The sequence below is a fragment of the Bdellovibrio reynosensis genome, from assembly GCF_022814725.1.
Lineage (GTDB): Bacteria > Bdellovibrionota > Bdellovibrionia > Bdellovibrionales > Bdellovibrionaceae > Bdellovibrio > Bdellovibrio reynosensis.
Genome location: NZ_CP093442.1, coordinates 1,581,389 through 1,600,463, shown reverse-complemented (window position 1 = coordinate 1,600,463; position 19,075 = coordinate 1,581,389). Strand labels below are relative to the sequence as shown.

Sequence of the window (19,075 nt, the reverse complement as noted above, 5' to 3'; positions counted from 1 at the left end):
GATATAGCAAAATAATTGTTCTAAGAAAAGGATTCTAACGTGAAGATTTCTCCCGAAATTCTGAACCTGGTGCCCTACAAACCTGGTAAACCTATTTCAGAAACTCAGCGTGAATATGGTTTAAGCACAGTCTATAAGCTTGCAAGTAACGAGAATCCTTTAGGTCCTAGCCCAAAAGCGATGGCTGCAGTGAAGCAGGCTTTGGATCATCAGCATCTATATCCAGATCCATCTCACTATGAATTACTGAACACATTGTCGAAAGAGTGGGGTTTTTCTACTAAACAATTGGCGATTGGCAATGGAAGTGATGAGCTGATTGACTTGTTGACGCGCATTTATTGTGAACCAAAAGACGGGGTTTTGACCTCTGTAGCGGCTTTTAATGCTTATGAAGTCAGTGCGCCTGCTAATCGCGCGGTGATTCACAAAATTCCAATGAAAGAAGGTTATCGCTTCGATTTACCAGCGATTGCCGAACATTTCTTAGCGCATCCAGAAAAAAACATCCGTCTGATTTTTGTATCTAATCCAAATAATCCCACAGGTACTTATGCGACTAAAGCAGAAGTCGAAAGCTTCCTTGAAAAAGTAGGCAATCGTGATGATGTGATGATTATTTTTGACGAAGCTTACAATGAATTTGTCAGAGCTTCTGATTATGCATCTGCGCAGAATTACATGGGTAAATACAACAACCTTATCGTGCTTCGTACGTTTTCAAAAATCTATGGGCTAGCGGGTTTCCGTTTGGGCGCCATGATCGCTCCTGAAGCCACGATTGAGGTTTTTAACCGAGTGCGCAAACCTTTTAATGTCAACGATTTGGCGCAAGTTGCAGCAAATGCAGCTCTGCAAGATAAGGAATTTATTGAGCGTTCGCAGCAGACTTGTTGGAAAGGGCTTGATTACTTTTATAAGAAGTTAGAAGAATTAGGCCTGCCATACATTCCATCTCAGGGAAATTTCGTCATGTTTGACACCCTTCGTGAAGCCGCCAAGGTGAATGAAGCGTTGTTGCGTCGCGGGATCATCATGAGACCTCTTTTGAACTATGGATTCAAAACCCATTTACGATTGAGTGTAGGGCTAGAGCATGAAAACGAAGCGGCAATTAAAGCTTTGGCTGAAGTGCTAAAAGAAGTACCAGCGCTGTCATAGCAACGGTATGGACTTATCAGTTGGAGAAAGAATGGGAATGGTTGTTACGATAGATGGCCCCGCGGCCTCAGGAAAATCTTCAGTCAGTCGTGAGTTGGCTCGTCGTCTTGGCTGGAACTGGGTTTCAACAGGCGCTTTCTATCGTGGATTGGCATTTGCTGCTTTGCAATTGCAAATCGACCTTGATGACGTCAAAGCTTTGGCTGATCTGACTCACAATCCAGTATGGAAAGTGACGATGGAAGACGATCGCACCCGTGTTTATTTCGACGGTGAAGACGTCACTGATCTTATTGCCCATGAAGACGTTGGTAACTTTGCCAGCAAAGTCAGTCATTACCCAGAAGTTCGTAAAGCCCTTTTAGAGGCGCAAAGAAACTGCAGCAACGGACCTCAAGGCCTTGTGGCTGAAGGTCGTGACTGCGGAACCGTTGTATTCCCACAAGCACAAGCGAAGGTTTACTTAACAGCCCACAGTGAACACCGCGCCGCTCGCAGAGCTGCTGAGTTGGGGCTTGATCAAGAAGACATGGTAAGAGCTCAAAAACAACGTGATCATCAGGATTCTACTCGCAAAGTAGCGCCTATGGCCGTTCCTGAAGATGCCTTTGTCGTCGATACGACGACTTTGAACTTAGAACAAGTTGTTGAAAAAGTCGTTACCTACGTAAAAGCGAAAATCTAATTTTCTCGCAATACCCATTGTAGGATTGCAAATAAAAGAAGTGTTTCTTCGAATGAACCTCAAGGACTGTTAATCTTAAGTCTTGAGGTGAGAAATGGTTTCTTTAATTTTGGGACTCACAATTGCCTGGGCCGCTGTGGATGCACCACAGGTTCCTGTCGTTCCCTCGGACGATGAAAAAACCATTCAGTGGATCGTGAACGATTTCCCACCGTACTTGATTTTAAATTCAAAAAATACCGATGTGGATATGGGTAAAGCCAAAGGGCCTTTGGCTGAAGGGTATCGCATTTTAGAAGGTGGTTTACCGCAGTATAAGCATAAGTTTTTGCGTGTGCCGTTTGTACGTATGCAAAAGATTATCGAAGGAAAAAAACCTTTCTGCTCTTTGCTATTTCAGGAAACCCCAGAACGCGCCCAGTATCTTCAATTCGGTGAAGAAATTGGCAGAACCATCCCTGCAGGATTAGTGGTTAAGTCAGGCGCTCGGGTGAAATATGCAGTGGACGGTGGGAAAGTGGATCTAGCCAAAACCCTGCAATTAGGAAGTTTCCGTTTGGGCGTCGTGGCGGGCCGCTCTTATTCCCCTGAAGTTGATGAGATATTACAACGCAATCAAGTGTCTTTTCGCCTTATGACCGATCAAGCCGTCGGCGGGCTTTTTCAGATGTTGGATGCAGGCCGAATTGATGGGGTACTAGCTTATTATCTGGAAAAATCATCCATAGGTGTTGGGCAGGACCAAAAAGCGAAGTTTAAATTTATACCAATCAAACAGTCAAAAGAAGCAATCATCTTAAAAGTGTCTTGTGTGAAAACGCCATGGGGGATCAGTCGACTTAAAGATATTAACCCTGTCGTGCGCGAGAAAAAATTTAAAGACATCTCTTTAAAACATGTTCTTGCAATGCTGCCTGAATCAGAGCGAAAAGAGTATTTAGAGCTTCACCGTGAAAGCGAAAAAACTAAACCAGGGATATCTCGGGGCGATTGATCAAAGTCTGATAAACCACGCAATATCGTTCCGTCAGATCGATCATCTTTTTTTGCATGTCAGGACTGACTTCAGAATCAATTTCAAAGCGCAAACGGATCTTGGTGAACCCCACCGGCGCAGTTCGATCAACACCCAGTGTGCCACGAAAATCCAAATCCCCCTCCGCGATTATTTTCGTATTTTTCAAGGTCACGCCGAAATGAAAAGCGATGGAATTTAAAGTGACGCCGGCGCAGGCGACTAAGGATTCTAACAACATATCACTGGAGCAAGCTAAGCTGCCGTCCCCGCCAGTATAGGGATGAAGGCCTGCTGTTTTATGGGGCTTGCCAGAGGCAATTTTGCAGGAAACATTTTCGCCTAAAATACCTTCCGCTTTTAATGTCAAAAAAGCTTTTTCAGGATTTGCCTGATAGATTTTTTTTAATTCAAGCTGACGTTTTTTAAGATCATCAAACTCATTTATAAATTCCATTTTGAATCCGCCAATGCGAACGCTTTCGCTGTCAAAGCTGTGGTGTAGGCCGTTGATCTCCACACGACATTAAAGCGTGCGGTAAACAGTGCTGCGAAATAAACTTCGCCTTTCCAATAACTTCGGCCGCCAGAGTCTTTCATTTTTTGTGATAGCAGATACTTTAAGCCTTTCTGCGCGTGATAACGATGCACTTTGTTTTCTGGATCTCCCAGCATTAAAAATGCATTTAATGCCCATGCCGATGACTGAATAAAGTCAGGTCTTGCTAAAACACTGTTGCGCCAAGAGCCGTCTTTATTTTGTTTTTGAATCAGGTAACTTAATAAATCATCGCGGGTTGGTTCAAGGCATTCAGCCCCGTTTTCCATAGCGTTAGCCATGGAATAGGGAAGGGCATAGAGACTTGGATAATACATTCCGCAGAAAAAATACTGCTTCCACTTTACGACCCGGCGCAGATGATTGCAGGTGGATTTATATCCTGGGGTGTCTTCTTTATTCGCGAGGGATAGCAGATTTAAAATATTGGCATTCACGACACAATCGACATCGTTTTTTGCAAAGGGAATTCGCGGTCCTTTATCTGGCGGCGCAAATAAAAATCGCGGCATATCGGCACTGTTTTCATCCATGAGGTAAGTCATGAATGCTCCTGTATTGATGTGTCCTTGCGCTAAATTGTATCCATGGGGATGGCGGTTTAAATCCCGCGTGTTTGCAAGTTTTTTTGTAAAGACAGCGGGCACTGGAGAGCTATGGCCAGGTGGCAACCATCGCGGATTTAATTTATTCAAATAATACTGATAAGTATAAGTGGCTGAATTGGTATCAGCGTCCGGAGGGACATTGGCAAATCCCCACCAAGCGCGCGCTAAGTACATGTGCTTAGGCCCAACGACCTTGGTTCCGCGATAATATTTTTCTGGATAAAAACTAAAAAGGTAAGAGTTCAAACGAAACGGATAAATGCCGTTTTTAGTTTTCTCTACCAGCGCAGGAATTTTTTTAAAGCGGGGATTCTGGAAATATATTTCCGCCAAAGTATTAGCGACTATTGCCGCTGTAAAGATCGAGGGGTCATCGTAGGGAACCGCAAATTTACCAATGCCAATCGCACTTGGTGCATAGGAAGTGACCTTGGATTTCCAATGGCCGGGGAAATAGCCATCGCCGGTCCCTTCAGTTTGGTAGGCAGCTAGAAAGTCTAAAGAGGAATTAATCAGGGAATCATAGCGACCTGCTGCATAACTCCCAAAGGGTAAAGACAGAAGTGAAACTAGGAAAGCCCCCAGAATTTTCATCATATCAGTCCTCCAGCTCAAATATGTTAGAGTTGGGGCCATCTGTCAGGATCAAGATTCCAAGTCTGCAAGTATACAAGTTGGACCCAAAATCCGCTCTCGACACAGGACCGCTGAAATCCCTGCCGGAATGCGCAAAACCTTTGACTTCCAGGGTCTTAGCTAGCTAAACCAGTGACTCGCCCAGAGAGGCGAAGAAAGGTTACGGGTAGGATCCAAGAGGTCTTACTACGTGGGAGGTTCCAAAAAACAATATGACAAAACAATTAAACAAAGCCGAGCTTGAAAAACAGAAAGTTCTAGCTTTCTTGGATGCGGAAGACGCAAAGGTTCCAGCGAATCCTGGCATTTTGACTGCCAAAGCTGAAGGTGACTTCAATAAATTATTTGAAGCATCCATGAAAGAACAAGACTTCAAAGTCGGCGACGTTGTCACAGGTACAGTAGTAGAAGTTCAATCTGACTATGTTCTTGTTGATATTAACTACAAGTCTGAAGGTTTGATCGCGATCAATGAATTCCGTATCGTTGACGGTGTTCGCGAAGTTAAAGCTGGAGACAAAGTAGAAGTTTTGATCGACCGTATCGAAAACGAAAACGGAATGATCGTTCTATCTAAAGATAAAGCTGACATGCTACGTGCATGGACTGATATCTCTAAAGCAGCTGAGAACGAAGAAGTTATCGAAGGTACTGTTGTTGCTAAAGTTAAAGGTGGCTTGAGCGTTGATATCGGCGTTAAAGCATTCTTGCCTGGTTCTCAAATCGATCTACGTCCGGTTCGCAACATGGACGTTTACTTGGGCAAAAAATTCAAATTCAAAGTTATCAAATTCAACAAAAAGCGTGGCAACATCGTTCTTTCTCGCCGTGCGCTTCTTGAAGAAGAACGTGACAGTCTTCGTTCACAAACTTTGGACACTATGGCTGAAGGTTCAATCGTTACTGGTGTTGTTAAAAACATCACTGACTACGGAGCATTCATCGACCTTGGTGGCATGGACGGATTGTTACACATCACAGATATGTCTTGGGGCCGCGTAAAACATCCTTCAGAAATGTTGAATGTTGGCGACGAAATCCAAGTTAAAGTTCTTAAGTATGATAAAGAAAAAGAACGTGTATCTTTGGGCATGAAACAACTTTCTTCTGATCCTTGGGAATCAGTAAAAGCTTCTTATCCTCCAGGCACTAAACTAAAAGGCAAAGTTGTATCTTTGGCTGAATACGGTGCATTCGTTGAGCTTGGTGAAGGCATTGAAGGTTTGATCCACGTTTCTGAAATGTCTTGGACAAAACGTGTAAAACACCCTTCTCAAGTAGTAACTGTAGACCAAGAAGTTGAAGTAGTAGTTCTTGAAGTAGACACTGAGAACCGCCGCATCAGCTTGGGTATGAAGCAACTTCAAACAAACCCATGGGTTGAAATGAAGGAATCATACGCTCCAGGTACAATCATCGAAGGCGAAGTGAAATCAGTAACTGATTTCGGTATCTTCATCGGCATCGAAGAAGGCATCGACGGTCTAGTTCACATTTCTGACTTCTCTTGGACTAAACGTGTTAATCACCCAAGCGAAATGTTCACTAAAGGAACAAAAGTTCGCGCGGTTGTATTGGGCGTAGACATCGAGAACGAAAGATTCTCTTTGGGTATCAAACAACTTGAGTCTGACCCTTGGTCAAACATCGAATCTAAATACGCTATCGGCACTCAACACGACGTTAAAGTAACTAAAACAGCTGATTTTGGTGCTTTCGTTGAACTTGAATCTGATATCGAAGGTTTGATCCACATTTCTGAACTTACAACAGACAAAATCAACACTGTTGAAGACTTCGTGAAACCAGGTCAATCTGTTAAAGCTGAAGTTATCTCTATCGACAAAGACGCTCGTAAAATCGGTTTGTCTTCTAAGCTAGTTAAACTTCGCGAAACTAAAGCTGATGTTGACGATTACGTTAAAAAAGCGACTGCAACTTCTAAGTCTACTTTCGGTGACTTGTTTGCTGATCAATTGAAAAACGTAAAGACAGATACTAAGCAGTAGTCCTCCTTCCGCCTTCGTTGCGCTACGCGCAACTACGGCGTGACGAGTCCTCTCATCGAGGACTCGTTGACTGAGAACTCATAAAAAGGGACCCTTTAAAAGGTCCCTTTTTTTATGCCTGAAATTTGGCGCATTTAAAAAGCGGACTTCTATTTTCAAACAAGTACGTTTCGAGGGTGCAGCTATGAAGGGCAGTTTCTTAAAAAAACTCATCGTTATTTTTCTTATCTTTGTTGGTATCGGCGCTTTGCTAAAATTAAGCGGTGATTTCTTTGGTGAACCGGAAAAGCGCCTGACTTCCCGTAACTCGATTCTTCAGCTTGAATTGAATGGCGTTATTCTTAACGGCAAAAAATTTCTTAAGAACTTAGATAAGTATAAGGACGAAGATAAAGTAAAAGCGATATTGATCGTGATTAACTCTCCGGGCGGGGCGGTGGGTCCTTCCCAAGAAATCTTTGCTTCCATCAAGCGTGTTCGTGAAGAGCTTAAAAAACCGGTGATCTGTGTAAGCACCGGAGTCATGGCTTCGGGCGCTTATTATTCAGCTGTAGGCTGCGATAAGATCGTCGTAGCACCAGGAGCACTCGTTGGGTCCATCGGTGTGATCATGGAATTTGCGAACATCGAAAAACTTTATGAGTGGGCTAAGATCTCTCGTTATTCAATCACTTCAGGCCGATTCAAGGATTCTGGAGCAGAGTACAGATCTATGCGTGACGATGAAAAAGCCTTGTTCCAAAGCATGATCGACGAAGTTTATGCTCAATTTAAAACAACAGTGATGACTGAAAGAAAATTAAAAGAAGAAGTCGTTGCTGAATACGCTGACGGCCGTGTCTTCACTGGGGCTACCGCGGTAAAAATGGGTTTTGCTGATCAAGAAGGTTTTTACGAAGACGCTGTAAAGCTTGCAGCGGAAACAGCAAAATTGGGTGACGACTACGACGTTTTCGAAATTCCAAAAAAACGCATGAGCATCTTTGATTTCGGTAATTCCGACATGGATGATGATGTGAATTCGCTAGCTGACTATAGCGATATTTTAAAAAGCCAAAACTTCGGTGCCAATATCGAAGGCGCATTTAAGTTTGTTTTAAGATCTAAATTCTTAAACCAACCGCTAATGCTTATGCCAGGCTACTGGGAGTAATTCAGTTCATGGCAAAAAAGAAGAAGCCGATAACAGCTAAGAAAAAAATAGCTACAAAAAAAACCAAGAAGCCAGCACCAGCTTCTTCGGCTGCCCAGATTAAAATCAACAGTGAAGTTTGGCCTTTAGAAAGAGACGTTCTTTTTAGGCCAGATCGCATGAAATATGTGCGTAAACTGATTAAACCCGAGGGTTGCGTATTCTGTAAAGCTGCTGGCAGTGAAGCTTCTTTCGATACTCTTTGTGTTTTTAAATCAAAACATTCAATGGTGGTACTTAACAAATTTCCTTATAACAGTGGACATGTTTTGGTTCTGCCACAACGTCACTGTGGGGACTTGTTAAAACTTAGCGATGAAGAATACACGGATTTGCAAAATACCATTCGTTTTGTGATGGCAGCTTTACATGAAGCCTACCAGCCTGGTGGCATTAACTTAGGTTTGAATCATGGTGCTGTTGCTGGTGCTGGCATTCCAGAACATTTGCATTACCATTTGATTCCGAGATGGGCGGGGGACCTTAATTTCTTTCCGCTGATAGCAGAGACTAAGGTCTTGGTTGAAAGTCTTGAGCAGACCTACGATAAGCTTTGGAGTATTTTAAAAAAATATGAATAGAGGCGGCGTAACTTTTCAAACAGCTCCCATGACTCCTGCAGTGAAGTGGTTGCTGATCATCAATGTAGCGGTATGGTTTGTTATTCAAGTCATTGTGGAAGGATTTTTAAAAATTCCTTTTACGTCGATCTTTGGCCTTTACCCTGGCAAAGTTCTTTTTGATTTTAATATCTGGCAGATCTTTACCTACATGTTCCTGCACTCGATGCAGGTGACTCACATCTTGTTCAACATGTTAATGCTGTGGTTCTTCGGAGCTGAGCTTGAACAGCGTTGGGGCACGAGATTTTTCTTAATCTATTATTTTGTTTCTGGTGTTGGTGCTGCGATTCTTTACTGCTTGGGCGTGTGGGGATGGGCCTTGGCTACGGGGTCGCAAACAGGCTTAATCGTTCCAGTGATCGGTGCCTCAGGTGCGATCTTTGGATTGCTATTGGCCCAAGGGATTTTGTTCGGCGAAAGAATTGTTTACTTCTTTATGCTGTTCCCAATGAAGACCCGTTATTTTGTGGCTCTTATGGGCCTTGTCCAACTGGCTTCGATGATGACTTCTTCGGTTTCCGGCGGGGAAGTGGCTTACTTGGCCCATCTTGGTGGCTTGGTTTCAGGATATATCTGCTTAAAATCTAAATCTTGGATCGACCGCAATAATCAGAATCGTCGCACCAAATCTAAAGGTCGAAACCTTCGCCTTGTCGTGGATAACGAGAAATCATCCAAGGACAAGCCGCCAAAATACTGGAATTAGGCCTTAATAGCGATTTTACCGGGGTTTCAGGGGCTTTTTAGCCCCATCTGAATTCTTGTCTTTGCCTTTTAATTCGGCTATAAAATTAGCCTATCTACAAGGAGATTACTGTGTCTTTAGCTCAAGCTAATAAAAATTTGAAGTTTGATAAACGTCTTACTGAAAGAAACGTAACTGTTGGTGAGATGTCTAAAGAAGAATTGCAAAAGCACCTAGAGTCTCTTCCAGATCTTGCTCACAACGTTGAGAAGTTCACTATTGATGGAAAGAACGCTTCTTCTTCATCTGACGAATCTCACTAGTTTCAACATAGTGAAATTCAAAAATAAAAAAAGCCTGCTTTCAAAGAGCAGGCTTTTTTATTTGTTATGCTCATAGTTTATCGGCTTAACAAATGGTCCTCTGAATTCATCGGCCCCTATGAACTACAACATTACCCAGAGTGAGATTTTGGGAGACAAGGGTTATGGTAAATAATGTTTATTCGGCGGCAATATGTTACTCAAGAAGTGGTATTCCGAGCGGACTGAACTTCTGGACGCGGCGGTTGTAAAGTTCTGTAACAAAAATGTTGCCTTTAGAGTCGATGCCCAATCCTGTCGGAGCGGAAAGTTTTCCAACCACTTGTCCAGGGCCGCCGATAATTAAGACTAAATTTCCGCCACTATCGTACTTCTTAATAGAGTTAGTGAAGAAATCAGAAACATAGATGTTACCGGCGGCATCGACAACAATGCCGTAGGATTGCGGAGCTGCGAATTTAAATTGAAAAGTACCTGCAGAATTAAATTTAAAGACGAAACCTGACAAGTCTGCGACGAAAATATATCCATCTTTATCTATGAACATGGCAGAAGGACCACCGAGTTGACCTGGTCCCGAACTGCCGAATTCAGTTAGATAAGTACCGGCAGTGTCAAAGATTTGAATGCGCGGATTGTTGGCATCCGCAACATACACCTTATCGAACTTGTCGATGAAGATTGCGCCTGGAGCTAAAAATTCACCCTGACCCATACCGTTGGAACCAAAGTGAGAGATAAAGGTTCCATCAGCTTCGCGTTTTACCACGCGGTAAAGTGCAGCGTCAGTTGTATAGATACGACCTTGACTGTCAGTAGCACTGGCAAAAGCGTAAGTAAATTCACCATCGTTGGTTCCGTTCGTTCCGAAACTTCCTTGTTTGACTCCGTATTTATCGAATTTTAGAACTCTTTGCGGAGTAGATGTGTCGACACCTTGAGTGACAAAAATATTATCTTCCGAGTCGACGAATAGTCCCGTCGGTTTACCGATATCTTTTTCCGTAGCAGTGTAGTCGGCATAGTTTTTAATAAAAACGCCGTCTTTATCCATCATAGTAATCAGAACTTTTAAAGCATCACTTACGTAAACGTTATCACTGCTATCAACATAAATATCCCAGGGATAGGTGATAGGGTTTGCGGGATCGCCGGTGAAGGACGAGATAAAGGTACCAGTACCAGAAAATTTATTTATTTTTTTAAGAGTTCTATCTAAGACAAAAATTTCACCTAACGAATTCACTCGCACTCTTGTGACAGAATTGAATTGCCCCGGGCCATTGCCATTCGAACCAAACTTCAAAACATACGCACCAGATGAATCAAATTTCTGAATGCGTCTGTTATTATGATCACCAACGAAAACATTTAGGTTTTCATCGATAAATACACTGGTTGGACAATCCAATTGTCCGTTCCCGGTTCCTGCAGTTCCAATATACTTATTAAAGGTGCCATTCGCATTTAAAACTTGGATTCGGTCGTTTGTACATTCTGCGACGTAAATCAATCCGTTTTTATCGATAGATAAATCGACAGCGCCGTTAAATTGTCCTGCAGCTGCGCCCGAGCTTCCCACTTTGCGAATGAAAGTCCCAGTGGAACTAAAGACTTTGAATTGATTTTGTCCTACCTCTAGAACGTAAATGTTTCCGCTTGGATCTAAGCCGATTTTTTCTGGTGTAGATATTTCCGCATCGGTATAGCCAGAAGGCCCAAATCCCATGATCAGTGTGTCATCACTGACATTATATTTTTGCACCGTAAATGCGCCTTCACCTGCAGATGCGACAAGGAGATGTCCTTCGGGCGTAAAGAGCATACTAGCTGGCTGTACAAACGGATATTTTGTTTTGCCGATAGGGAAGGTGCCTTTAGGTTCTACCGGGATGTCTTCAGAGGGTTCAGTAAGGTCGGCGGGGGGTTCGCTGGTTAAATTAGCAACGATAGCGTCCATCGTGCATCCCGTGGTCAGGATCACGAACATAAGTGCGATAACAAAATGGAAAAAGCCGACGTTCAAAAGTGCCATTTGTATATAACTATTCGGCTTTTAATGAGCTTTGCTAAATAATAAAGTCCAGGTTCGTCTCAGTCTGAGACGGTTTTATGTGATAACTATTCCGTATTATTTTACTAGGGACTACTGCTGAGATTGATTAGCTTGCGCAGTAATTGAATCGCCTCGAGCGATCGCAGCGCTGACTTCTTGCTGACTAAATGGAGTCCACTCTTCACGGATGATTTTATAAGTGTCGCCTGATTTTAAAGCGTAAATAGTCTTAACTCCATAATCCACGTGCTGGTCAGATTCATAGCGCTGTAACGTCTTAACTAGCAACTGATCATTGTGAGCTACGATATAAGGTTGTGACAAACGTACTTTGATAAATTCGTACTTAGTCTTTAAGTTAGCTTTGTGGGCTTTCCAGCTAGTGAAATTAAAACCTGGAGCTTTGAAGTCTTGATCGTAAAAGCTCATGTACTTTTCGATGTCTTGGTTTTCTCAAGCATTGCGCCAGCCTTCAATAAAAGAGTTCATTTGAACACGGCGCTGTTCATGCTGATCTTTAGTAACATAGCTCACTTGATCAAAGATCAAGATCGGCGTTTCACCCAGCTTAATATAATCTTCTAACTTTTTGATCACTTCATTTCTAACAACCACGCAACCGCGGGATCCACGAGTTAACGGAACTGTGTCAGGGATGGCGTGAAGCCAAATGCCAGAGCCCGTTTTATGCTCGCGCTGATCAAAAAGATTTGGATAGTTCGTAGTAAACGCCAAAGCTCCATAAAGACTGAACGGAATTTTCGGTTGAGTTAATTTCTTCTCTAAGAAGTAAATGCCCTCTGGAGTTTTGTGGTCGTCACGTTTGGTTTTGTTGCCACCTTTTTTACCGATGTCAGCTGGGTATTCTTCAACCTTTTTGATCTTTTCACCATTACGTTCAAACACGGTGAGCTTACGTTGCTCTTTATCAACTAGAAAAACGTAGCGGGAAAAAGCTTCTGTTTCAGAGATTTGTAAAAGCGGTGCAGGAAGAAGTTCAGGTGTCTCAATGCGAGAAGGCTCTTCAGCAAAAAGCGGAAGAGTAAAAAACAATAAAGCAACGCCTGAGAACCTAAACCTCATAGTCTTTATTATGCTTCAATACAGTGCATTCTTGTCAAGTGTTAGGGTCTTTGTGTCCAATGCTTAGTCATTTTCATAGACATTCATCCATTAAAAATTGTCCAGAATTGTGGTCTTACATCTTAAGACCTTCGCCTGTTTCACCGATAGTTTCTATGACAAGAGGTTTACATGGCAGAAAAACAAGAACAAGCAGCAGCAAAACCAAAGAACTTGGGAAAGCTCTTACAGGTGGCGTTTGCCGTCTTGAATCTTGCGATGATGGGAGCGGGCGGGTACATGGTCTATGCCTCGACGATGGGATGGGAAAATCCATCTATCAGCGAAGAGCAAGCCGACCGCGAACTTGCTTCAGTTGAAAGCACTGAAGGCGCGGGACCTCTTATTTACACGATGGAAAAATTCACCGTGAACTTGGGTGGCGAACCAAAGCGCACGATCCGACTTGAAGTGAATTTACAAATGTTGGGGCAAGATGGTTTTGAAGAGGTGATGGAGCCTGAAAACCGCGCTAAGGCCCGTGACCGTATCGTACGTCTTTTAAATGAAAAAGCTTTTGCTGATTTAGACAGCATTCAAGGCAAACTTTTCCTGAAAGATAAAATTGCCGGTGAAGTGAATGGCATCCTGAAACAGGGTGTTGTAAAGGATGTATTCTTCTCTGACTTCGTGGTTCAGTAACGGGTCGACGATAAGCGAGCATCTGACTGCGTTGTCAGGGCTTTCGCTTCTCTCCGGCGTACCTTACAGGTACGCCTCCATTTCGCGAAATCCCTTCCGCCTTGCATATGCCCACTTCTCGTCAACCCTTGTCTCTCGGTAATTTCTTATATCCAAGCTCTGCCAAAAGTCTTAACTAGCCGCATTTCGTTGATCTCCGCTTCCCAGAGTTTCACACTAGGAAGGTCGGATTTTTCAACGAAAGAAGTTCTAGCATGAAGACACGTTTTTCAATTTTATTTGTAGGCTTAAGCATTGCTGCTTCTGCTTACGCCGTCGAACCTACTCCGTCTGCAGTTAAAGATAGCAAGAAAGCTGATGTTATCGGTGCCATTAAAGGATGGAGCTCTAAAGACGATCTTAAGATTTCTCTTCCAGTTACAAAGTTTGTTTTGCCAAACGGACTGACGGTGATTTTGTTAGAAGACCACTCTGTCCCGATGGTGAGCTATCACACTTGGTACCGTGTGGGTTCCCGTGATGAATATCCTGGTGTGACGGGGGCGGCGCACATGCTTGAACATATGATGTTTAAGGGTGCCAAGAAGTACGACGGTAAATCCTTTGACCGTATTTTCCATGAAAACGGTATAACTAACAATGCCTTCACATCCAATGACTACACAGGTTTTTACGAAGATCTTCCAAGTTCGAAGTTAGAATTGGTGATGGATATGGAAGTGGACCGTATGAGTTCGCTTCTTATCAGCCCGGATGATCTTAAAAGTGAAAAAGAAGTCGTGGCAGAGGAGCGGCGCTGGAGAGTTGATAACAATCCAATGGGTCTAATGAATGAATTAATGATGGGAACATTGTTCAAAGTTCATTCTTATAAGTGGCCAGTGATCGGGTACATGAAAGACATCGCAGCTTATGATTCTGAAAAGTTGCGCTTTTTTTATAACACGTACTACGTACCGAATAATGCTGTTCTAGTTTTGGTTGGTGACTTCAAAACTTCGAAAGTAAAAAGCCTGATTGAAAAGTATTATGGCCAGTTGCCTTCACGTCCTTTGCCGGAAAGAAAATATCCCGAAGAACCAGCGCAGAAGGTTCAACTGAATGCGACGTTGAAAAAGGACGTGCAAAATAGTTCCTTCATCGTCGCTTTCCGCAGTCCAAAACAAAGTGATCCAGATATGTATGCTTTGGATTTAGCGATGAATATCTTAGGTTATGGCAGCTCAAGCCGTCTGCACAAACGCTTGGTATACCAAAAACAAATCGCCACTTCTGCTTATGCTTATAACCGCGCCCTTCAAGATTCAGGTGTGATGGGTGTGGGTGCGGCAGTTAAGCCAGGTATGGGCATTCAAGAAGCTTTGGACGTGGTTTATAACGAAATTTATAAACTAAGAAATCAAAAGGTTTCTGAAAGCGAACTTGAAAAAGCTAAAACTCAAGTGATGAAGGACCTAGTTGATGGTTTAAGAACCATGGACGGAAAAGCTCGCTCCTTAGCGGTGAATGAAATCGTGACTGGAAGTTATCAAAGCCTGTTCACGGATTTAGAAAGATATCAGGCGGTCACTGCTGAAGACATCAAACGTGTTGCTGAAAAATATATGCAACAAACTCAACGCTCTATTATTAGTTTAGAACCTAAGGCGAAAAAGGAATAATCCATGAAAGCATCATCATTAGCTCTGACACTTCCTCTGATCTGCTCTGTCATGGTGGCCTGTTCTAGCACTGGATCCAAAGACTCGGCTAAGGCGCCAGCTGGTTATGTGACTAAAGGTAACGGGTCGTTCACGTTACAGCCTTATAAAACTGTGACCTTGGACAACGGTTTAAAAATCGTTTTTATTCGCGATACAAGTCTTCCGCGCATCAGTTTAACCATGATGCTTAAGACTGGGACGATGCAAGAGCCAGCTCAACAGGCGGGCCTTAATGCATTAACCGCTTATCTTTTAGAACAAGGATCGCAAAGTCGCGATGCCATGAAGATCGCCGATGATTTTGGTCAATTAGGATCTTCCATTGATATCAGTGCCGGAGCTGACATCACGACTGTATATGCAGATTCTTTAAATGTGTCTTCGGATTTTCTTTTAGATCTGTTTGCTGACGTCACTATGAATCCTGCCTTTAAAGAAGGCGAGATCAACCGTATCCGTGCACAGATGGTAGCGGCGTTGCAAAAGAAAGTAGATAATCCTTCTGCTTTTGCAAATTTGAAAATGGATCAATACCTTTTTGGTAACCATCCCTATGGTCGCGATGAAAACGGTACGATTGAAGGCTTAAAAGGTATCACGAAGCAAGATATCATTAAGCACTATCTTACTTTCTATAGACCGAATAATGCTTCTTTAGCCGTAGTCGGAAACTTTAAAGAGGATTTTGAAAAACGCGTGCAGGAACAATTCAGCAAATGGGGTAAACGAAGTATTCCAATTATCAAAGCTGAAGCTCCTCCGGTAATCGATGGTTTGAAAGTTAAATTGGTTGTAAAAAAAGGTTTGCAACAAACGCAAATCCGTATCGGTCAAATAGGGATTTCCAGAGTTGATAAAGAATACCTAACGTTGCGTTTAGCAAACGAAGTTTTAGGGGGCAGCTTTGCTAGCCGCCTAAATCAAAAGGTAAGGGATGATCTAGGTTTGACTTATTCAATTTATTCCTACTTTGACGTGAAAAAAGAGCCAGGAAGTTTTGAAGTTTCCACGTTCACTAAAAATGAAACAGCTGGAAAGACTTTAGAAGAAGCGTTGGCTGTTATTAGAAATTACGTTGAAAAAGGTGCGGATGATAAAGAAGTGGATGCGTCTAAGAATCAACTTGTCGGTCAGTTCCCAAGAGCCATCGAAACAGCGGATAGACTTGCTTATAATCTTTTAGCTTTGGATTTCTATGGTATTTCCGTAGATTACCTTCTGAACTTTAATAAAACGGTGAACAGCATTTCGAATAAGGAATCTAACGCCGCTTTAAAACAAACTTTGAACCCAGAAAAATTAAAGGTTCTAGTTTATGGCGATGAAAGCATCATCGCGCAGTTTGAAAAGTTTAAACCAGAAATCGAAAGAATGAAGTAATCACTCGCTATAATTTTTAGCGTCTAAAAGCACCTCTGGCCCCCACATCACGGTGGAACCAGAGGTGATGTATTTTTGAACGAAGTTTCTTAAGTCACCTGCACCTTCATTCATCCAATACATCACACAATCAGAATTCGTTGTGTGGGCCCCATGGGCCGTGTCTTGGTGATGTGTCGCCATAGGCACTCCGTTATTCACAAAGCCCAACGCGTGACCCATTTCATGTACTAGTGTACTTTGCTCGACATATTTTTTTACGACAGCAGAGCTAGAAGAAGAATTAATCACATCTTTAAAAATGGCTAATACCGGTGTCCCGGAAAGACTGACGCCTAAGACGGCATTTGAAGGTCCGCTGCCAGAATTAAAATAGCCTTTCAGAAAGTATACTGAAAAGTGGGCCTCTGCGGCGGTGGATCTTTCTTGGTTGGTTCTGCTGTGAAGATCTAAGATTTCCGTTCCTAGCCAGTCGGTTTTATTTTGTGCTGGCAGCGTGTTCATTTCGTTAATTTGTTTTGGAACTACAAGGACGGGTATTGAGCTACGGTACTGAAAGATGGCTTGTAAATTGTCTTCAAGAATTTGCCAGTAAGGCATTCCTGCAAGCGTGGTGTCGGCAAAAGGTTCAGCCCCAGGTTCGTAATAAACATCAACGACAATTTTCTGAGTGGTTTTAAAATAGTTCAGTGCCGTGGACTCTGGGAAATTCTGGTTGGGATTAGAACCTACGTTGTTCTGACTGCAGTTTTGAAACAACAATAAACAAGCGCCTAAAAATAATGCCGACAGAAGGGCTCGAAGTCTTTTTTCCATGCCATACTTTTCGGAATGACCACAGGCGGTCTTGAACAAGCCTTAGTAAAAATTTAAGGCAAAAAGAAAGCCGTCTCAACTAGAGACGGCTTTTTTAGTTTATTAGAAATCTACTTGCGTTTTTTACGAGCGCGTAAATAAATGATCGCGCCTAAAGCAGCAAGGATCAAAGCACCCATTAACAACATGGTTTTATTTTTATTACCGCTTCCTTCTTCCATGCCTTCACCCTGCATCATATCCGCAGGCATTGCAGAGCTGATCGGTGCTCCTAATGTTTCAGAGCCGGGGCGGATAGGACCAAGGTCTGGTTTGGTGTAAAGGTTTTTAGAAGCGATGACTCTTAGACTCATCACAGCTTTAAAAAAGTCTTGGCTGTATTTCGTGTAGTACTGTTTGTGGGCGCTAAAGGTGACAAGGATTGCAATTTTATCTTTGATGGTTGCTAGGTAACGAGTGAAGTAGTTAGGAACTTCTGAGCCTAAGTGCAATGAATCTACCCACGGCTGATCATTGATTTGCACGCTTTTCGCTTTATAAACGATTTTCGATTCGGTCATCCCACCGCCGCGTAAATTCACAGAGATTGGCGCGTTTAAATGGGATTCATAAAGGGCAAACGTGTCTGTAGGGCCCACTTCTTTGGCTGTTAAGATAATGATCGCTTCTTTAGATTCTTTAGTTTGTTCACTACGACAAACCCATTCGGTCTGTTCAAGATTACATTTCCAGGACTCTGGCATTTCAAAAGCGATATAGGCATTACGAAAGACTTTTGCTTGAGCGCTAAAACTGAGTAGAATAACGGCGAGTGATGCGAACAAACGATACTTCATGCAGACTCCGCTACTCCGACGACGTCGGAGTGTAAACAAGTTGTTAATGCATTTAAGTATATTAGAGCACTCCACTAAGCGCAAAGGAGATTTTCCGTGAAGAACCTCTATCAGCTGACCACTTTTGTTACAGTCATCAGCGAAGGCAGTATGACTGCAGCGGCAGATAAGCTTTATCTTACGCAGCCTGCGGTGTCTCAGCAGATTCGTAATCTAGAGGAAGATCTAGGAGTCGAACTCTTAGTGCGCGGCGTACGCCAGATTAAAGCGACTCCTCAAGGGGAGGTTCTTTATGAGTACGCAAAAAAAATTATCAATTTGACTCAACAAGCGGAAATCGCCATTAAGTCCATTGGGCATCAAATGAAAGGTCAGTTGCGAATTGGGACACTGAACTCTTTAGGATTGCACTTAATGAGTCCCATCGTGGGCCGTCTTATGAGGCACAATCCTGATTTGATGTTGAAGATCGATTATGACCGTGGTGATGAACTGATCAAGAGTTTCAAAAAAGGTCATTACGACATCTTGATTCTTCCGGATGTAAAAGTAGAGTTTGCATCTGAGCTTGAAAATTGCGAATCAAAATTTCTAGTAAAAGAAGAAATGTGGCTAGTGGGGTCATCAAAAGAAGAAAAAATGCCCCAGCAAATCAGCCTTAAGGATATTGGATCATTTTCTTTAGTGAACTTTACTGACGAGTTCCCTGGATTCAACAATGCTGTGAATTCAAAACTTGATTCTTTAGGCGTGAACGTCCCATCCATTTTCGAATCAGCCAATGTGGGAACGCTGAAAAGAGTGATCGAAGCTGGACTGGGTTGGGGTTTTCTTCCAGCCCATTCAATTAAGAAGCAAGTAAGGTCGGGACGCTTAAACCGTGTTTACGTCAAAGACCTTCATTACGAAATCGACCTCATGTTTTATTATAAAAAGAATTCTGAAAACCGAGCTTTACTTGAAGTCTTCTATCAAACGATGGCTCAACAAGAGAAAGGCTAAAAGTTCAGTTAATTCCTAAAAA

19 protein-coding genes are annotated in these 19,075 nt (G+C 42.7%); 12 read left to right on the top strand and 7 right to left on the bottom strand.

Annotated features, from left to right (window positions below; all coding sequences use genetic code 11):
- The first annotated feature begins 39 nt into the window (after window positions 1-39).
- The 3 genes from hisC (at window position 40) to MNR06_RS07425 (ending at window position 2,840) form a co-directional block, all read left to right on the top strand.
- Window positions 40-1,161: a histidinol-phosphate transaminase gene (gene hisC, locus MNR06_RS07435; protein WP_243540591.1), complete on the top strand. Its 1,122-nt coding sequence runs from the start codon at window positions 40-42 to the stop codon at window positions 1,159-1,161.
- A gap of 31 nt (window positions 1,162-1,192) precedes the next feature.
- Window positions 1,193-1,846 carry a (d)CMP kinase gene (gene cmk, locus MNR06_RS07430; RefSeq protein ID WP_243540589.1) on the top strand — a complete coding sequence of 218 codons (654 nt, stop codon included), beginning with the start codon at window positions 1,193-1,195 and terminating at the stop codon, window positions 1,844-1,846.
- A gap of 94 nt (window positions 1,847-1,940) precedes the next feature.
- Window positions 1,941-2,840, top strand: a complete 900-nt coding sequence (locus MNR06_RS07425; protein WP_243540587.1) for a TIGR02285 family protein — start codon at window positions 1,941-1,943, stop codon at window positions 2,838-2,840.
- Here the strand turns inward: MNR06_RS07425 and MNR06_RS07420 are convergent.
- Both MNR06_RS07420 and MNR06_RS07415 read right to left on the bottom strand, forming a co-directional pair.
- Window positions 2,812-3,318 (bottom strand): OsmC family protein, encoded by a 507-nt coding sequence (locus MNR06_RS07420; protein WP_243540586.1) that lies wholly within the window; start codon window positions 3,316-3,318, stop codon window positions 2,812-2,814. The two genes, MNR06_RS07425 and MNR06_RS07420, sit on opposite strands and share 29 nt — an antisense overlap.
- A complete protein-coding gene (locus MNR06_RS07415; protein ID WP_243540585.1) occupies window positions 3,306-4,625 on the bottom strand; it encodes a prenyltransferase/squalene oxidase repeat-containing protein in 1,320 nt (439 codons plus the stop codon). The genes MNR06_RS07420 and MNR06_RS07415 overlap by 13 nt, the downstream gene beginning before the upstream one ends.
- A gap of 251 nt (window positions 4,626-4,876) precedes the next feature.
- Here MNR06_RS07415 and MNR06_RS07410 point away from each other — a divergent pair, with 251 nt between their 5' ends.
- From MNR06_RS07410 to MNR06_RS07390, 5 genes are all read left to right on the top strand, one after another.
- Window positions 4,877-6,673, top strand: a complete 1,797-nt coding sequence (locus tag MNR06_RS07410; RefSeq protein WP_243540584.1) for a 30S ribosomal protein S1 — start codon at window positions 4,877-4,879, stop codon at window positions 6,671-6,673.
- Between the two features lie 184 nt (window positions 6,674-6,857).
- On the top strand, window positions 6,858-7,826 hold the full coding sequence (gene sppA / locus MNR06_RS07405; protein WP_243540583.1) for a signal peptide peptidase SppA: 969 nt from the start codon (window positions 6,858-6,860) through the stop codon (window positions 7,824-7,826).
- Window positions 7,827-7,834: 8 nt separating this feature from the next.
- Window positions 7,835-8,446, top strand: a complete 612-nt coding sequence (locus MNR06_RS07400) for an HIT family protein (protein ID WP_243540582.1) — start codon at window positions 7,835-7,837, stop codon at window positions 8,444-8,446.
- Window positions 8,439-9,194 (top strand): rhomboid family intramembrane serine protease, encoded by a 756-nt coding sequence (locus tag MNR06_RS07395; RefSeq protein ID WP_243540581.1) that lies wholly within the window; start codon window positions 8,439-8,441, stop codon window positions 9,192-9,194. The genes MNR06_RS07400 and MNR06_RS07395 overlap by 8 nt, the downstream gene beginning before the upstream one ends.
- A 110-nt stretch (window positions 9,195-9,304) precedes the next feature.
- A complete protein-coding gene (locus MNR06_RS07390) occupies window positions 9,305-9,496 on the top strand; it encodes a hypothetical protein (RefSeq protein ID WP_243540580.1) in 192 nt (63 codons plus the stop codon).
- Window positions 9,497-9,692: 196 nt separating this feature from the next.
- On the opposite strand, the gene MNR06_RS07385 is transcribed toward MNR06_RS07390, so the two are convergent.
- The 3 genes from MNR06_RS07385 to MNR06_RS07375 all read right to left on the bottom strand — a co-directional run bounded on the left by MNR06_RS07385 (window position 9,693) and on the right by MNR06_RS07375 (window position 12,605).
- Window positions 9,693-11,531: a 6-bladed beta-propeller gene (locus MNR06_RS07385; protein ID WP_243540578.1), complete on the bottom strand. Its 1,839-nt coding sequence runs from the start codon at window positions 11,529-11,531 to the stop codon at window positions 9,693-9,695.
- A gap of 111 nt (window positions 11,532-11,642) precedes the next feature.
- Entirely contained in the window at window positions 11,643-11,993 is a 351-nt protein-coding gene (locus MNR06_RS07380) for a L,D-transpeptidase Cds6 family protein (RefSeq protein ID WP_456237214.1), read from the bottom strand.
- Between the two features lie 12 nt (window positions 11,994-12,005).
- Window positions 12,006-12,605 (bottom strand): L,D-transpeptidase family protein, encoded by a 600-nt coding sequence (locus MNR06_RS07375; protein WP_243540576.1) that lies wholly within the window; start codon window positions 12,603-12,605, stop codon window positions 12,006-12,008.
- A 201-nt stretch (window positions 12,606-12,806) separates the two neighbouring features.
- On the opposite strand from MNR06_RS07375, the gene MNR06_RS07370 reads away from it, so the two are divergent.
- The 3 genes from MNR06_RS07370 to MNR06_RS07360 all read left to right on the top strand — a co-directional run bounded on the left by MNR06_RS07370 (window position 12,807) and on the right by MNR06_RS07360 (window position 16,399).
- The gene (locus tag MNR06_RS07370) at window positions 12,807-13,316 is read left to right on the top strand and encodes a flagellar basal body-associated FliL family protein (RefSeq protein WP_243540575.1); all 510 of its coding nucleotides are present in this window, start codon (window positions 12,807-12,809) and stop codon (window positions 13,314-13,316) included.
- Between the two features lie 254 nt (window positions 13,317-13,570).
- A complete protein-coding gene (locus MNR06_RS07365; protein ID WP_243540574.1) occupies window positions 13,571-14,977 on the top strand; it encodes a M16 family metallopeptidase in 1,407 nt (468 codons plus the stop codon).
- A 3-nt stretch (window positions 14,978-14,980) separates the two neighbouring features.
- Entirely contained in the window at window positions 14,981-16,399 is a 1,419-nt protein-coding gene (locus MNR06_RS07360) for a M16 family metallopeptidase (protein WP_243540573.1), read from the top strand.
- Here MNR06_RS07360 and MNR06_RS07355 read toward each other — a convergent pair whose 3' ends face one another.
- On the bottom strand, window positions 16,400-17,215 hold the full coding sequence (locus MNR06_RS07355; RefSeq protein ID WP_243540572.1) for a hypothetical protein: 816 nt from the start codon (window positions 17,213-17,215) through the stop codon (window positions 16,400-16,402).
- A gap of 110 nt (window positions 17,216-17,325) precedes the next feature.
- Window positions 17,326-18,051, bottom strand: coding sequence for a hypothetical protein (locus MNR06_RS07350; protein WP_243540570.1), 726 nt, complete (start codon window positions 18,049-18,051; stop codon window positions 17,326-17,328).
- A 96-nt stretch (window positions 18,052-18,147) separates the two neighbouring features.
- Between MNR06_RS07350 and MNR06_RS07345 the strand changes: the two genes are divergently transcribed.
- Complete coding sequence (locus MNR06_RS07345) at window positions 18,148-19,053, top strand: LysR family transcriptional regulator (protein WP_243540569.1); 906 nt, start codon at window positions 18,148-18,150, stop codon at window positions 19,051-19,053.
- Window positions 19,054-19,075: the final 22 nt, after the last annotated feature.

Coding starts and splice junctions, on each gene's coding strand:
- cmk (WP_243540589.1), top strand. CDS start 1,193: ATGGGAATGGTTGTTACGATAGATGGCCCCGCGGCCTCAGGAAAATCT.
- MNR06_RS07425 (WP_243540587.1), top strand. CDS start 1,941: ATGGTTTCTTTAATTTTGGGACTCACAATTGCCTGGGCCGCTGTGGAT.
- MNR06_RS07420 (WP_243540586.1), bottom strand. CDS start 3,318: ATGGAATTTATAAATGAGTTTGATGATCTTAAAAAACGTCAGCTTGAA.
- MNR06_RS07415 (WP_243540585.1), bottom strand. CDS start 4,625: ATGATGAAAATTCTGGGGGCTTTCCTAGTTTCACTTCTGTCTTTACCC.
- MNR06_RS07410 (WP_243540584.1), top strand. CDS start 4,877: ATGACAAAACAATTAAACAAAGCCGAGCTTGAAAAACAGAAAGTTCTA.
- sppA (WP_243540583.1), top strand. CDS start 6,858: ATGAAGGGCAGTTTCTTAAAAAAACTCATCGTTATTTTTCTTATCTTT.
- MNR06_RS07400 (WP_243540582.1), top strand. CDS start 7,835: ATGGCAAAAAAGAAGAAGCCGATAACAGCTAAGAAAAAAATAGCTACA.
- MNR06_RS07395 (WP_243540581.1), top strand. CDS start 8,439: ATGAATAGAGGCGGCGTAACTTTTCAAACAGCTCCCATGACTCCTGCA.
- MNR06_RS07385 (WP_243540578.1), bottom strand. CDS start 11,531: ATGGCACTTTTGAACGTCGGCTTTTTCCATTTTGTTATCGCACTTATG.
- MNR06_RS07370 (WP_243540575.1), top strand. CDS start 12,807: ATGGCAGAAAAACAAGAACAAGCAGCAGCAAAACCAAAGAACTTGGGA.
- MNR06_RS07365 (WP_243540574.1), top strand. CDS start 13,571: ATGAAGACACGTTTTTCAATTTTATTTGTAGGCTTAAGCATTGCTGCT.
- MNR06_RS07360 (WP_243540573.1), top strand. CDS start 14,981: ATGAAAGCATCATCATTAGCTCTGACACTTCCTCTGATCTGCTCTGTC.
- MNR06_RS07355 (WP_243540572.1), bottom strand. CDS start 17,215: ATGGAAAAAAGACTTCGAGCCCTTCTGTCGGCATTATTTTTAGGCGCT.
- MNR06_RS07350 (WP_243540570.1), bottom strand. CDS start 18,051: ATGAAGTATCGTTTGTTCGCATCACTCGCCGTTATTCTACTCAGTTTT.